The sequence below is a fragment of the Actinomadura sp. NTSP31 genome (genome assembly GCF_041951385.1).
Taxonomy (GTDB): domain Bacteria; phylum Actinomycetota; class Actinomycetes; order Streptosporangiales; family Streptosporangiaceae; genus Spirillospora; species Spirillospora napierensis.
In genome coordinates this window covers 247514-262426 of sequence record NZ_JBGNUT010000009.1, presented here as the reverse complement: position 1 = coordinate 262426, position 14913 = coordinate 247514, and the positions used below count along the sequence as shown (strand labels likewise).

Genomic DNA, 14913 nt, shown 5'->3' with positions numbered 1-14913 from the left:
GGACTGGTCTGTGGCCACGGTGCGCGTGGTGCCACGGCCGACGGCTGGCCGGTCGTGCCATGTCGTCTCGGGCAGGTCCAGGGCGCCGGTGCAGTGCGTGCGCACGGTGCAACGGCGCCACCGCACCGCGGCGCGCAAGCCGGGCCAGCACCGGTCGAGAAGGCGGTCAGTGACCGGCGGATGGGTTGGCCGGTGCGGTGGTTGTGCCAGATCGCTGCGGTCATGGTCAGGATGCGTTGGCCGACGCGTATGGACCGACTCGATGAGCTGGCAGAACGGTTTACTGCTCGCGTAGTCCAAACAGGGACGAAAATCCTTCGGACCGGCCGTTGCTCAATCCGCGCGAGGAGGCCCGACCCGATGAACCTAGCGAAAAGATCTTCACCCATGGGGCCGCAGGGTGCCCCTGGAGTCGGCGGAACAAGGAGTCGGGACCTTGGACCCTGAGAGGGCATACGCGCGCACTTGCATCCTGGAATCATGCAATTCGATCGCAGCGGTCTGGAGATTCTCGGTCCCCGCGAGTGCCGGGATCTGCTGCGGCATGCCGAGGTCGGCCGGATCGTCTTCACCCACAACGCCTTGCCGGCGATCCAACCGGTCAACTATGTCCTGGACGGCGAGGACATCGTCTTCCGGACTTCGCGGACCTCCCGGCTGGCCACCGCTGCGACCGGGAGCATCGTCGCTTTCGAGATCGACGCGTTCGATGCCGGCGCGTGCATGGGCTGGTCCGTGGTCGCGGTCGGTCCGGCGCGGCGGGTCTCCGCGCCAGGCGAGATCGCGTCGCTGGAGGAGATCGAACTGCGCCCCCGGGGGCCGGGGCAACGGGACCTGTTCATCAGGATCCGTCCTGAGATGCTTTCCGGGCGTCGCATTCCGGACGGGGCGGACGTTGCTTTGAACGATGACGCCGGGACCCTTGGCATGCGGCACGGAGGAGACAGCGGCGCTGCACTCGGCTGACCGCAGCAGCCCGGTCAGTGCTGCCCGGTCAAGTGCTTGCAGCACATAGTGCACGACCGTCTGCGGCCCACGTGACGCAGTGGGCCGCAAGCGGTCTTCACGGGAGCAGGACGTGACCCTTACGAACCTTCCACAGGAAGTACTTCGCAAACGCGATCTTGGTCGCGCGCGCACCTGAGGGCCGGGGATAAGCAGGTACGTCCTGGGGTTGGCCATGTCCGCCCCGCAACCTGGGCTGCGCGCCACCGGTGGCCCGGAAGGGCCCGCGCCACGGGACCAACGTCCCTATTTACGGTCGGCTGAATCCAGCAGTGTGGTCTCGACGCGAGTCGATCACGGTTCGCGGGCTTAGCGCGGGTACTGCGTCATGCGGTGGAGCGCGGCATCAAGCGATTGAGGCGGTGCAGGCAATGGGTGGTTCGCGAGAGGGGGCCGGCTCGCGCACAAGCGTGCCGGCCGCGGTCCGTGGTGGCCCGCGTCCGCTGGTGATGCTGGTGCTGGTCACGTTGGGGTTCGCGCTGAACTTCTGGGCGTGGGCGCTGCTGAGCCCGCTCGGGCCACGGTTCAAGGAGTCGCTGCATCTCAGCTCGTTCCAGCAGGCGCTGCTGGTGGCGGTGCCGGTGGTGGTGGGTTCGCTCGGCCGCATCCCGGTCGGGGCGCTGACCGACCGGTTCGGCGGCCGGATCATGCTCCCGGTGGTGTCGGCGGTGACGATCGTCCCCGTTCTCTACCTGGGGCTGGCCGGGCAGTCGTCACTGGACGAACTGCTGGTGGGCGGGTTCTTCCTGGGCATCGGCGGGACGGCGTTCGCGGTGGGGGTGCCGTTCGTCAACGCGTGGTTTCCGCCGGAGCGCCGCGGGCTGGCGATCGGTGTGTTCGGCGCGGGCATGGGCGGTACCGCGATCAGCGCGCTGACGACGGTCCGGATGGTCGACCGGTGGGGTGAGGAGACGCCGTTCGTGGTGACCGCGGTGGTGCTGGCGGTCTACGCGGTGGTGGCGGCGGTCGTGCTGAGGGAGGCGCCGGGGCGCGCGGTTCCGCAGGAGCCGCTCGCGCGGCGGTTGGCCGCGACGGCCCGGCTGGGCGTCACGTGGCAGGCGGCGGCGCTGTACGCGGTGGCGTTCGGCGGGTACGTGGCGTTCTCGGTCTACCTGCCCACCTACCTCAAGACCGAGTACGGGCTCGCGCAGGTGGACGCGGCGAACCGGATGGCGGGCTTCGTCCTGCTGGCGGTCGTGATGCGCCCGGTCGGCGGGTGGCTGTCGGACCGGCTCGGGCCGGTGCGCGTCATGGTCGTCGCCTTGGTGGTGACCGCGGTGTTCGCGCTGGTCCAGGCGCCTGCGCCAGCGCTGCTCCCGCTCGGGACGATCGCGTTCCTGGGCATGGCGGCGGCGCTCGGCGCCGGCAGCGGCGCGACGTTCGCGCTGGTCGCGCAGGCGGCGCCGGCGAACAGGGTCGGCGCGGTGACCGGAGTGGTGGGCGCCGCCGGCGGTCTCGGCGGGTTCGTCCCGCCGCTGGTGATGGGCTTGGTCTACGGAAGCCTCGGCTCGTACGCGGTCGGGCTCGTCCTGCTGGCCGTGGTCGCGGGGGCCGCCGCGCTCTTCACCGCCACGGTGGTGCGGCGGACGGCCAACGAGCGACAATCCGGCGAACCGGACATCGCGCCGCCGATCACCGGGAAGGGATCGTTCCGTGCCGGCGACGTCGGCGACTCGCGCGGAGACCCGCGTACGACGAACGAGGACGGCGTCGCGCAGGACGCCTCGACCAGCAGGAAGGATCAGTCCCGGTGAAGGACGAGAGCGGGCGCGGTGCGCGGCCCGGATTGGACGGCCCGGTCGAGCAGGCGCTGGTGGGGACGCGGCGGTTCTTCACGCGCGCGAAGGTGTCGCCCGACCTGCGGACGCTGACGAAGGCGGGCGGACGGCAGGCGGACGCGTTCTACCGGGACCGGTGGTCGCACGACAAGGTGGTGCGGTCCACCCACGGGGTGAACTGCACCGGCTCGTGCTCGTGGAAGGTGTACGTCAAGGACGGCATCATCACCTGGGAGGCGCAGCAGACCGACTACCCGTCGGTCGGCCCGGACCGCCCGGAGTACGAGCCGCGCGGCTGCCCCCGTGGCGCGTCGTTCTCCTGGTACACCTACTCGCCGACCCGCGTCCGCTACCCGTACGTCCGGGGCGTCCTGCTGGAGATGTACCGGGAGGCGAAGGCGCGGACGGGCGACCCGGTGGAGGCGTGGCGGGAGGTCGTCTCCGATCCGGAGAAGGCCCGCCGGTACAAGAGCGCGCGCGGTCGCGGCGGCCTGGTGCGGGCGAGTTGGGACGAGGCCACGGAGATGATCGCCGCGGCGCACGTCCACACGATCAAGGAGTTCGGTCCGGACCGGGTGGCGGGGTTCTCGCCGATCCCGGCGATGTCGATGGTGTCGCACGCGTCCGGTGCCCGGTTCGTGTCGCTGCTCGGCGGGACGATGCTGTCGTTCTACGACTGGTACGCCGACCTGCCGGTGGCGTCGCCGCAGGTGTTCGGCGACCAGACCGACGTGCCGGAGTCGGGGGACTGGTGGGACGCCGGGTACCTGATCATGTGGGGTTCCAACCTGCCGGTGACGCGGACCCCGGACGCGCACTGGATGACCGAGGCCAGGTACCGGGGGCAGAAGGTCGTGGCGGTGTCGCCCGACTACGCCGACAACGTCAAGTTCGCCGACGAGTGGCTGGCCGCCGCGCCCGGGACCGACGGGGCACTGGCGATGGCCATGGGCCACGTCGTTCTCAAGGAGTTCTTCGTCGACCGACAGGTCCCGTACTTCACCGATTACGTCAAGCGCTACAGCGACCTGCCGTTCCTGGTGCGGCTGGAGGAGCGCGACGGCAAGTACGTGGCGGGCAAGTTCCTCACCGCCGCCGACCTGCCGGGCGCCGAGGCGGAGTCCGAGAACGCCGCGTTCAAGACCGTGATCCTGGACGCCGGTACCGGGCGTCCGCTGGTCCCGAACGGTTCGCTGGGGTTCCGGTACGGCGAGGCCGGCGTGGGGAAGTGGAACCTGGACCTGGGCGACGCCGACCCGCTGCTGTCGGTCGCGGGCGGCGAGGCGGTCGAGGTCGAGCTGGCCCGGTTCGACGGCGTCGACGGCGCGCCGGGAACGCTCCGCCGGGGCGTGCCGGTCCGGGAGGTCGGCGGCCACCTGGTCACGACCGTGTTCGACCTGCTGCTGGCCCAGTACGGCGTGCGCCGGGACGGGCTGCCCGGGTCGTGGCCGTCCGGCTATGGCGACGCGTCGGAGCCGGGCACCCCGGCATGGCAGGAGAGCATCACCGGCGTCCCCGCGCAGGCGGCCGAGCGCATCGGGCGCGAGTTCGCGGCGAACGCCGAGGAGTCCCGCGGCCGATCGATGATCATCATGGGAGCGGGCACCAACCACTGGTTCCACTCCGACACCATCTACCGGACGTTCCTCGCGCTGACCACGCTGACCGGCGGGCAGGGCGTCAACGGCGGCGGCTGGGCGCACTACGTCGGGCAGGAGAAGTGCCGCCCGGTGACGGGATGGGCGCAGCTGGCCTTCGGGCTGGACTGGTCGCGCCCGCCCCGGCAGATGATCGGCACCGCCTTCTGGTACCTGCATTCCGACCAGTACCGCTACGACCAGTTCGACGCCGGCGCCCTGTCGGCGGCGGCGGGCGGCGGGCAGCTCGCCGGGCGGTCCACCGCCGACGTGATCGCGCAGGCGGCGCGGCTCGGCTGGATGCCGTCCTATCCGACCTTCGACCGCAATCCTCTCGACCTCGCCGACGAGGCCGAGGCGGCCGGAAAGGGGGCCGGTGAGCACGTCGTCGAGGAGCTGAAGGCCGGGCGGCTGAAGTTCGCCTGCCAGGACCCGGACGCGCCGGAGAACTTCCCCCGCGTCCTGACGGTGTGGCGGTCCAACCTGCTCGGCTCGTCCGCCAAGGGCAACGAGTACTTCCTCAAGCACCTGCTCGGCGCGGCCGACGCCGTCCGGGCGGAGGAGACGCCGCCGGGCAAGCGCCCCGAGGAGGTCGTGTGGCGGGACGAGGCGCCCGCGGGGAAGCTGGACCTGCTGCTGTCGCTGGACTTCCGGATGACCAGCACCACGGTCTACTCCGACATCGTGCTGCCCGCGGCGACCTGGTACGAGAAGCACGACCTGAACACCACGGACATGCACCCGTTCGTGCATTCGTTCAATCCGGCGATCGCCCCGCCGTGGCAGACCCGCAGCGACTGGCGGGCGTTCCAGGACATCGCCGCCGCGTTCAGCCGGCTCGCCGGGACGCATCTCGGTGTCCGCAAGGACGTCGTCGCGGTGCCGCTGCTGCACGACACCCCCGACGAGATGGCGACCCCGCACGGACGCGTCCTGGACTGGGCCAAGGGCGAATGCGAGCCCGTCCCCGGCCTGACGCTGCCGAAGCTGGTGACCGTCGAGCGCGACTATCCGGCGGTCGCGGCGAAGATGACCGCGCTCGGCCCGCTCGCCGAGCGGCTCGGCGGTACCACCAAGGGCGTCACCTTCGACCTGGAAGGGCCGGTCGAGTACCTCAAGCACAAGAACGGCGTGGTGCGGGGCGGCCCCGCGGACGGGCGCCCCTCGCTGCAGCGGGACGTGCACGCCTGCGAGACGATCCTTGCCCTGTCCGGAACCACCAACGGGCACCTGGCCACCCAGGGGTTCAAGGCGATGGAGAGACGCACCGGGCAGCGACTCGCCGACCTCGCCGCCGAGCACGAGGGCAAGCAGATCACGTTCGCCGACACCCAGGCCCGACCCGTCCCGGTCATCACCTCGCCGGAATGGTCGGGCTCGGAGGCCGGCGGGCGCCGCTACTCGCCGTTCACGATCAACGTGGAGCGGCTCAAGCCGTGGCACACGCTGACCGGCCGGCAGCACTTCTACCTGGACCACGACTGGATGGCCGAGCTCGGCGAGCAACTGCCGACGTTCCGTCCGCCGCTCAACATGTCCGCCCTGTTCGGCGAGCCCGAACTGGGCGAGACCGGCGAGCTCGGGCTGACCGTCCGGTACCTCACCCCGCACAACAAGTGGTCGATCCATTCGGAGTACCAGGACAACCTGTTCATGCTGTCGCTGTCGCGCGGCGGCCCGGTGATCTGGATGAGCGGGACGGACGCGGCGAAGATCGGCGTCCGCGACAACGACTGGATCGAGGCGGTCAACCGCAACGGCGTCGTGGTCGCCCGCGCGATCGTCTCGCACCGGATGCCCGAGGGCACCGTGTACATGTACCACGCGCAGGACAAGCTCATCGACGTCCCGCGCTCGGAGACCTCCGGCCGCCGCGGCGGCATCCACAACTCCCTCACCCGGCTGCTCATCAAACCGTCCCACCTCATCGGCGGGTACGCGCAGCTGTCGTTCGCCTTCAACTACCTCGGCCCCACCGGCAACCAGCGCGACGAGATCACCGTCATCCGCCGCCGCTCCCAGGAGGTGCAGTACTGATGCGGGTCATGGCCCAGATGGCGATGGTGATGAACCTCGACAAGTGCATCGGCTGCCACACCTGCTCGGTCACCTGCAAGCAGGCGTGGACGAACCGCAGCGGCGTCGAGTACGTGTGGTTCAACAACGTCGAGACGCGCCCCGGCCAGGGTTACCCGCGCCGGTACGAGGACCAGGAGCGCTGGCGCGGCGGCTGGACGCTCAACAAGCGCGGCCGGCTCGCGCTCAAGGGCGGCGGGCGGCTCCGCAAGCTGCTGACGATCTTCTCCAACCCCAAGCTGCCGAGCATCGGCGACTACTACGAGCCCTGGACCTACGACTACGAGACCCTCACCAACGCGCCGCTACAGGAGCACACGCCCGTCGCCCGCCCCAAGTCCCTGCTGTCGGGCAAGGACACCAAGGTCACCTGGTCGGCGAACTGGGACGACGACCTCGGCGGCTCGGTCGAGCACGGCGACAAGGACGTCCTGCTCAAGGACATCTCCGACAAGGTGAAGATGGAGTTCGACAAGACCTTCATGTTCTACCTGCCGCGGATCTGCGAGCACTGCCTCAACCCTTCCTGCGCGGCGTCGTGCCCGTCCGGCGCTATCTACAAGCGCACCGAGGACGGCATCGTCCTGGTCGACCAGGACCGCTGCCGCGGCTGGCGGATGTGCGTGTCGGGCTGCCCGTACAAGAAGGTGTACTTCAACCACCGCACCGGAAAGGCAGAGAAGTGCACCTTCTGCTTCCCGCGCATCGAGGTCGGCATCCCGACGGTCTGCTCGGAGACGTGCGTGGGGCGGCTCCGCTACATCGGGCTGATGCTGTACGACGCCGACAAGGTCCTCGACGCCGCGTCCGTCCCTGAGGACACCGACCTGTACGAGGCGCAGCGGCAGGTGTTCCTCGACCCGCACGACCCGCAGGTCATCGCGGCGGCCGAGCGCGACGGGATCCCCGCCGACTGGATCGAGGCCGCGCAGCGGTCCCCGGTGTACGCGCTCATCAGCACCTACAAGGTCGCGCTGCCGCTGCATCCGGAGTACCGGACGATGCCGATGGTCTGGTACATCCCGCCGCTGTCCCCGGTCGTCGACGTCGTCCGCGACACCGGGCACGACGCCGAGGACAGGGGGAACCTGTTCGCGGCGATCGACGCGCTGCGCATCCCGGTGGATTACCTCGCCGAACTGTTCACCGCCGGGGACACCGCCCCGGTGGACGCCGTGCTCCGCAAGCTGGCCGCGATGCGCTCCTACATGCGCGACATCAACCTCGGCCGCGATCCCGACGACGCGATCCCCGAGGCGGTGGGCATGTCGGGCGAATCGATGTACGACATGTTCCGGCTGCTCGCCCTCGCCAAGTACGACGAGCGCTACGTCATCCCGCCCGCGCACGCCGAGCAGGCCCACGGCCTGGAGGAGCTGGCGACCGAGTGCGCGCTGGACTACGACGGCGGGCCGGGGATGGGTGGAGCCGGGCTGGGCGGCGGTTCCGGCCCGTTCGGTGAGGCGTCCGGCGGCGCGCTCCCGATCGCGGTGGAGAACTTCCACATGCTCAAGGAGCGGCAGACCTCCGACAACCCGGTCGACCCGGCCGACAAGCACGAACGCGTCAACCTGCTGAACTGGGACGGCAAGGGTATGCCGACCGGGCTGTTCCCCGTGCGTCGCGACGACGGCCGCGGCCGCGAAGGCCCGGGCCCGAACGACGCCGATCCGCCCGCCGACTCCGGCGCCGCCGAAACGGAGCCCAAGCCGTGAAGATCAGAGCCTCGAGGAAGGCCGCCCTGGACGAGGGCCGGCTGACCACCGCGTGGCAGGCGGCGTCGTTGCTGCTCGGCTACCCCGACGAGGAACTGCTCGGGCGGCGCCCGCTGCTGCGCCGCGCCGCGGGCACGCTTCCCGAGCCGGTGGCAGCACCGCTGCACGGGTTCCTCGACCACCTGGACGCCACCCCGCCGCGGGACCTGGAGGCCGAGTACGTCGCCACGTTCGACCACCGCAAGCGCTGCTGCCTCTACCTGACCTATTACGCCTACGGTGACACCCGCAAGCGCGGCATGGCGCTGCTGCGCTTCAAGCAGGCCTACACCACCGCGGGACTGGTCCTGGACGACGGCGAACTGCCCGACCATCTCGCCGTGGTCCTGGAGTTCGCCGCCACCGGCGACCCGGTGCAGGGACGCCGGCTGCTGGTCGAGCACCGCGCCGGCCTGGAACTGCTTCGCTTGGCCCTCACCGACAGCCGCTCGCCGTGGGCGGCCGTCCTGGACGCGGTCTCGGCGACGCTGCCGCCGCTCACCGGCCGCACCGAGGATGCCATCGCCCGGCTCGTCGCCGAGGGGCCTCCCGAGGAGGAGGTCGGCCTGGCCCCCTACGGCGGCGACGCGACCGCCCCGGGGCCCGTGTTCCTGCCCGATCCCGTCGTTGGAGCCCGCTCATGACCGGCCAACTGCCCGTCCTCGCCGCCGACAAGGGCGACGCCGGTGTCGGCGCCACCCTGCTGTGGGTCGCACTGCCGTACGTCACCCTCGCGGTGTTCGTCCTCGGGCACGTCTGGCGGTACCGCTACGACAAGTTCGGCTGGACGACCCGCTCGTCCCAGCTCTACGAGAACCGGCTGCTGCGCATCGGCAGCCCGCTGTTCCACTTCGGCATCCTGGTCGTCCTGCTCGGCCACGTCGGCGGCATCCTCGTCCCCGAGAGCTGGACCGACGCCGTCGGGATCAGCGAGGACATGTACCACGCCATGGCGCTGGTCCTCGGCACCATCGCGGGAGCGTGCACCATCGTCGGGCTGGCGATCCTGATCTATCGGCGCCGGACGGTCGGACCGGTGTTCTCCGCCACCACGCGCAACGACAAGCTGATGTACGCGGTGCTCGGGGCGACCATCCTGCTCGGCCTGTCCGCCACCGTCGTCGCCAACATGCTCGGCGGCGGCTACGACTACCGGACGACAGTCTCGGTGTGGTTCCGCTCCATCTTCTACCTCGACCCGCACGCCGGCCTGATGGGCGACGTGCCGATCCTGTTCAAGCTGCACGCGATCAGCGCCATGGTGCTGTTCTGCATCTGGCCGTTCACCCGGCTGGTGCACATGCTCACCGCCCCGGTCGGCTACCTGACCCGCCCCTACATCGTCTACCGCTCCCGCGACGTCCAGCTGGGCGCGCTCCCACCTCGCCGCGGATGGGAACGGACCTGACCGGCGCCTCCGATCAGGAGCGCAGCGTGGCGGAGTGGTCGGGGACCTGGGTCTGCATCTCGCGCGGCGACCGCTCGTATCCCTTCGGGGCGGGCCGCGGAGGCAGTTCGAGCGGCGGGCGCTCCACCTCCGCGTAGGGAACGGTCGACAGCAGGTGGGCGATCATGTTGATCCGCGCCCGTCGCTTGTCCTCGCTCTCCACGACGTACCACGGCGCCTCGGGGATGTCGGTGTGGACGAACATCTCGTCCTTGGCCCGCGAGTAATCCTCCCACCTGGTGATCGACTCCAGGTCCATCCGGGACAGCTTCCACCGCCGCATCGGGTCCTCCAGCCGGCTCCGGAAGCGCCGCTCCTGCTCGGCGTCACTGACCGAGAACCAGTACTTGCGCAGCAGGACGCCGTCCTCGACGAGCAGCCGCTCGAAGATCGGGCACTGGTGCAGGAAGCGCGTGTACTCCTGCTGGGTGCAGAAGCCCATGACCCGCTCGACGCCCGCCCGGTTGTACCAGGACCGGTCGAACAGCACGAGCTCGCCGGCCGCGGGCAGATGCTCGACGTAGCGCTGGAAGTACCACTGGGTGCGTTCGCGGTCGGTCGGGGCGGGCAGCGCCGCGATGCGGGCCACCCGGGGGTTGAGGTACTCGGAGACCCGCTTGATGGTGCTGCCCTTCCCGGCCGCGTCCCGGCCCTCGAAGACCACGACGACGCGGGCACCCTCGGCGCGCACCCACTCCTGCAGCGTCACCAGCTCCGCCTGAAGCCGGGCCAGCTCCCGCTCGTAGACGTCACGGGGCAGCCGCTTGACCTTGCCCGATGCCTTGCTCATGGCGGGCCTCCCGTTCCGGCGTGCTCGGCCAAGTAGATCACGGCGCCCTCGGCCGCCGACCGCGAACGTCGCGCCGCCTGGGGGATCGCGGCGCGTCGCGTCGGACAGCGCATGTGACTTTCGGCCCTGTCGTGCGAGCCTTTCCCCGTGGTCCTCTGGGGTCAGTGATCCCAGAGGAGGAACGGTGACGTCCACGATGGTGCGAAGTGGTCTGCAGGCCGATTCGGAGTTCGATTCGATCGATGCTTACTGGAGGGCGGCCAACTACCTGTCGGCCGGGCAGATCTATCTGCTGGACAACCCGCTGCTGCGTGAGCCGCTGCGGCCGGAGCACATCAAGCCGCGGCTCTTGGGACATTGGGGCACCTCGCCGGGGCTCAACTTCTGCTACGTCCACCTGAACCGGGTGATCAAGGCGCGCGATCTGGACGCCATCTACGTCATGGGCCCCGGGCACGGAGGGCCGTCCGCGGTCGCCAACGCCTGGCTGGAGGGCACCTACAGCGAGGTCTACCCCGCGGTCTCACGCGACGCGGCGGGGATGAAGAGGCTGTTCCGGCAGTTCTCCTTCCCCGGCGGGATACCCAGCCATGTGGCGCCGGAGACGCCGGGGTCGATCCATGAGGGCGGCGAGCTCGGCTATTCGCTCGCGCACGCCTACGGCGCCGCCTTCGACAACCCCGACCTGGTGGTGGCGTGCATCGTCGGGGACGGGGAGGCCGAGACCGGGCCGTTGGCGACCAGTTGGCATTCCACCAAGTTCGTCGACCCGGTGCATGACGGCGCGGTGCTGCCGATCCTGCACCTGAACGGCTACAAGATCGCCAACCCGGCCGTGCTCGCCCGCATTTCCGAGGACGAGCTGGTCAAGCTGTTCGAGGGATACGGGCACGCCCCGATCGTCGTCTCGGGGGACGACCCCGCCACCATGCACCGCGCCATGGCGGCGGCACTGGACCGGGCACTGGACGAGATCGCCGGCATCCACCGCGCCGCCCGCGAAGAAGGGGCGACGGACCGTCCCCGCTGGCCGATGATCATTCTACGGTCGCCGAAGGGCTGGACCGGACCGAAGCAGGTCGACGGCCTGCCGGTCGAGGGCACGTGGCGGGCGCACCAGGTGCCGCTCGCCGGTGTCCGCGACAACCCCGCCCACTTGGCCGAGTTGGAGGCGTGGCTGCGGTCCTACCGGCCCGAGGAGCTCTTCGACGAGGCCGGGCGGCCGGTTCCGGTGCTGCGGGACCTGGCACCGAGCGGGGACCGCCGGATGAGCGCCAACCCGCACGCCAACGGCGGGCTTCTGCTGCGGCCCCTCGACCTTCCCGACCTGCGCGCCTACGCCGTGCCGGTGGACAAGCACGGCACCGCCACCGCCGAGGCCACCCGCGTGCTCGGCGACTACCTGCGCGACGTCGTCGCCGCGAATCCGCGCAGCTTCCGGATCATGGGGCCGGACGAGACGGCCTCCAACCGGCTGGGTGCCGTCTTCGAGGTCACCGACCGCGTCTTCGAGGGCGACGTGCGCGACACCGACGAGCATCTGGCCCGCAGCGGCCGCGTCATGGAGGTGCTCAGCGAGCACCTGTGCCAGGGCTGGCTGGAGGGCTACCTGCTGACCGGCAGGCACGGCTTGTTCAACAGCTACGAGGCGTTCATCCACATCGTCGACGCCATGTTCAACCAGCACGCCAAGTGGCTGAAGGTCACCCGGCACCTGCCGTGGCGGCGGTCCATCGCGTCGCTGAACTACCTGCTGTCCTCGCACGTCTGGCGGCAGGACCACAACGGCTTCACCCACCAGGACCCCGGCTTCCTGGACGTGGTCATGAACAAGAAGCCGGAGATCGTCCGGGTGTACCTGCCGCCGGACGCCAACACGCTGCTGTCGGTCGGCGACCATTGCCTGCGCTCCCGCGACTACGTCAACGTCATCGTCGCCGGCAAGCAGCCCGCGCCGGTCTGGCTGCCGATGGACCAGGCGATCGCCCACTGCACGCGCGGAATCGGCATCTGGGAGTGGGCGTCCACCGACGGCGGCGCAGACCCCGACGTCGTCCTGGCCTGCGCCGGCGACACTCCCACCCTGGAGACACTCGCCGCGGTGGATCTGTTGCGGGGCTTCTTCCCCGAGTTGCGGGTCCGGGTCGTCAATGTCGTCGACCTCATGCGGCTACAGCCCGTCGAGGAACATCCGCACGGGCTGCCCGACGTGGAGTTCGACGCCCTGTTCACCACCGACAAGCCCGTCATCTTCGCCTTCCACGGCTACCCCTACCTGATCCACCGGCTCACCTACCGCCGCGCGGGCCACCACAATCTGCACGTCCGCGGCTACAAGGAGGAAGGCACCACCACCACGCCCTTCGACATGGTGATGCTGAACGACCTGGACCGCTTCCACCTCGTCATGGACGTCATCGACCGCGTCCCCTCCCTGGGGGGTCGTGTGGCGAACGTCCGGCAGCGCATGGTGGACGAGCGGATGCGGCTGCGCGCCTACACCCGCGAGCACGGCGAGGACGCCCCCGAGATCCGCGACTGGACCTGGCCGTACTGAGCCGTTGCGAAGGAGCCCGTCATGCGAATCCTCACCGTCAACCCCGGTTCCAGCAGCGTCAAGCTCAGCCTCCTGGATGCCGACGACACCGCCGGCGTCCACATCGAGTTGCCCACCGGCGGGGCCGATCGCGCCGCTGAGCGTGTCATCGCGACGGTGGCGCGGCTGCCGCGTCCCGACGCGGTCGGCATCCGCTTCGTGCACGGCGGCAGCGACTACACCCACCCGATGCTGATCGACGACGAGGTCACCAAACGCCTGCACGCGCTGGTCGACCTGGCGCCCTTGCACCAGCCGCTGTCGCTGTACGCGCTCGGAGAGATCCGCAGGGCGCTTCCCGGCGTGCCGGTGGTGGCCTGCTTCGACACGGCCTTCCACACCACCCTGCCCGAGGCCGCCGCCACCTACGCGGTGCCCGCCGAATGGCGTGAACGCTTCGGCCTGCGCCGATACGGCTTCCACGGCCTCTCGCATGCCTACGCGGCTCGTCGCGCGGCCGAACTCCTGGACGCCGACCCCGCCGGCCTGCGCCTGGTGGTGTGCCACCTGGGATCGGGAGCGTCGCTCACGGCGGTGGCCGGCGGCCGTTCGGTCGACACGACCATGGGTTTCACGCCGCAGGAGGGCCTGGTCATGGCAACTCGTGCAGGCAGCATCGACCCCGGCATCCCGCTGTGGCTCTTGGCGCACGGCGTCCCCGCGGCCGAGGTCGCCGACGCCCTCGAGCACCGCTCCGGGCTGTGCGCCCTCGCCGGAACCGGCGACATGCGCGAACTGCGATCGCGTGCCGCCGGCGGCGACGAGGTCGCGGTGGCCGCGCTGGCGGTCTACCACCACCGGCTCCGCGCCTGCGCGGCCGCCATGGCGGCCGCGCTGGGCGGCCTGGACGCGCTGGTGTTCACCGGCGGTGTCGGCGAACACGACCCTGAGACGAGACGGCAGCTGGCCGCGGACCTGGCCTTCCTGGGCGTCGCCGTCGACCCGGACCGCAACGTCGCGGCCCACGCCGACGCGGTGATCAGCCCGTCCGACGCGACGGTGGCGACCGTCGTGGTCTCCGCCCGCGAAGACCTCGAGATCGCCGCGGCCACCCGCTCCGTCCTCGCGGATACCTGAGGAGGACGCCGGGCGAACACGGGTGGAAAGCGAGCCGGGCGGCACCTGACGGCCGTGACCGGTCGCCGCGGTCGTCCGCTTGGACGACCGCGGCTCCTGCCCATGGTCTTCAGCGGCTGCCCGGATGAGCGGCCACGTCGTGCCATACCGCGTCGGCGCCGCTGTGCCTGATCCGGACCACCTGGACGCCGGACGCGGCCGCCCCACCGACCGTCACGACCGCCGCCGCCACGGTCACCGCAGCAGCCCATCGCGGTGCGACGGTTGTGTCCAGCCCGGACAGTTGCCTGGCGAAGGCGACCACTGAGCCCGCCAGGGCTTGGCGCTGCTCGCTGTTGGCCTGGTTGAACAGATTCCGCAGTTCGGGATGCGTGGCGAATATCGAGGAGTAGAACCGCCCGGTGATCCCGGCGCCGTGCGCCGCGATGGCGGGCGGGAACGTTCGAACGATGTCGGCGTGTTCCCTAGAGAGCACCGTGCTGGTCGCTGGGCCGGAGCAGCCGCGGTCGTCGGACGGCGCGTCCCCAGCACATCGGAGACCGGACGGCACGAACTGGACGGCGCCCTGGGCCCGTACCGGACACGGACGGTCGCCTGATGTGGCGTCGCGCGTCGGATCGCGGAGTGGCGGCTTGCGTGGTCCATGTCCCGCATGTCCAGCGGTTGGGTGAGCGGGTTGGCCGCGACTCCGAAATCGGTCGTGGTGAGCAGCGTCTGCTGCGGCGCCTGTCCCGCTCAGCCAAGTCTAGGGGC

10 protein-coding genes are annotated in these 14913 nt (G+C 70.5%); 8 read left to right on the top strand and 2 right to left on the bottom strand.

Annotated features, from left to right (window positions below):
* The first annotated feature begins 480 nt into the window (after positions 1–480).
* The 6 genes from ACA514_RS18145 (at position 481) to narI (ending at position 9658) form a co-directional block, all read left to right on the top strand.
* Entirely contained in the window at positions 481–966 is a 486-nt protein-coding gene (locus ACA514_RS18145) for a pyridoxamine 5'-phosphate oxidase family protein (RefSeq protein ID WP_375042324.1), read from the top strand.
* Between the two features lie 488 nt (positions 967–1454).
* Positions 1455–2759 carry an MFS transporter gene (locus ACA514_RS18140; protein WP_375042369.1) on the top strand — a complete coding sequence of 435 codons (1305 nt, stop codon included), beginning with the start codon at positions 1455–1457 and terminating at the stop codon, positions 2757–2759.
* Positions 2756–6457 carry a nitrate reductase subunit alpha gene (locus tag ACA514_RS18135; RefSeq protein ID WP_375042323.1) on the top strand — a complete coding sequence of 1234 codons (3702 nt, stop codon included), beginning with the start codon at positions 2756–2758 and terminating at the stop codon, positions 6455–6457. Before ACA514_RS18140 ends, ACA514_RS18135 begins: the two co-directional genes overlap by 4 nt.
* Positions 6457–8211 (top strand): nitrate reductase subunit beta, encoded by a 1755-nt coding sequence (gene narH / locus ACA514_RS18130; protein WP_375042322.1) that lies wholly within the window; start codon positions 6457–6459, stop codon positions 8209–8211. Before ACA514_RS18135 ends, narH begins: the two co-directional genes overlap by 1 nt.
* Positions 8208–8894, top strand: coding sequence for a nitrate reductase molybdenum cofactor assembly chaperone (gene narJ, locus ACA514_RS18125; RefSeq protein WP_375042321.1), 687 nt, complete (start codon positions 8208–8210; stop codon positions 8892–8894). Before narH ends, narJ begins: the two co-directional genes overlap by 4 nt.
* Entirely contained in the window at positions 8891–9658 is a 768-nt protein-coding gene (narI, locus tag ACA514_RS18120; RefSeq protein WP_375042320.1) for a respiratory nitrate reductase subunit gamma, read from the top strand. The genes narJ and narI overlap by 4 nt, the downstream gene beginning before the upstream one ends.
* 13 nt (positions 9659–9671) lie before the next feature.
* Here the strand turns inward: narI and ppk2 are convergent, their stop codons facing one another.
* Positions 9672–10487 carry a polyphosphate kinase 2 gene (gene ppk2, locus ACA514_RS18115; RefSeq protein ID WP_375042319.1) on the bottom strand — a complete coding sequence of 272 codons (816 nt, stop codon included), beginning with the start codon at positions 10485–10487 and terminating at the stop codon, positions 9672–9674.
* A gap of 196 nt (positions 10488–10683) precedes the next feature.
* Between ppk2 and ACA514_RS18110 the strand changes: the two genes are divergently transcribed.
* Together ACA514_RS18110 and ACA514_RS18105 are read left to right on the top strand one after the other, a co-directional pair.
* Positions 10684–13044 carry a phosphoketolase gene (locus tag ACA514_RS18110; protein ID WP_375042368.1) on the top strand — a complete coding sequence of 787 codons (2361 nt, stop codon included), beginning with the start codon at positions 10684–10686 and terminating at the stop codon, positions 13042–13044.
* A gap of 21 nt (positions 13045–13065) precedes the next feature.
* Entirely contained in the window at positions 13066–14160 is a 1095-nt protein-coding gene (locus ACA514_RS18105; protein WP_375042318.1) for an acetate/propionate family kinase, read from the top strand.
* A 109-nt stretch (positions 14161–14269) separates the two neighbouring features.
* Here the strand turns inward: ACA514_RS18105 and ACA514_RS18100 are convergent, their stop codons facing one another.
* Positions 14270–14635, bottom strand: a complete 366-nt coding sequence (locus ACA514_RS18100; protein ID WP_375042317.1) for a hypothetical protein — start codon at positions 14633–14635, stop codon at positions 14270–14272.
* Between the last annotated feature and the right edge of the window lie 278 nt (positions 14636–14913).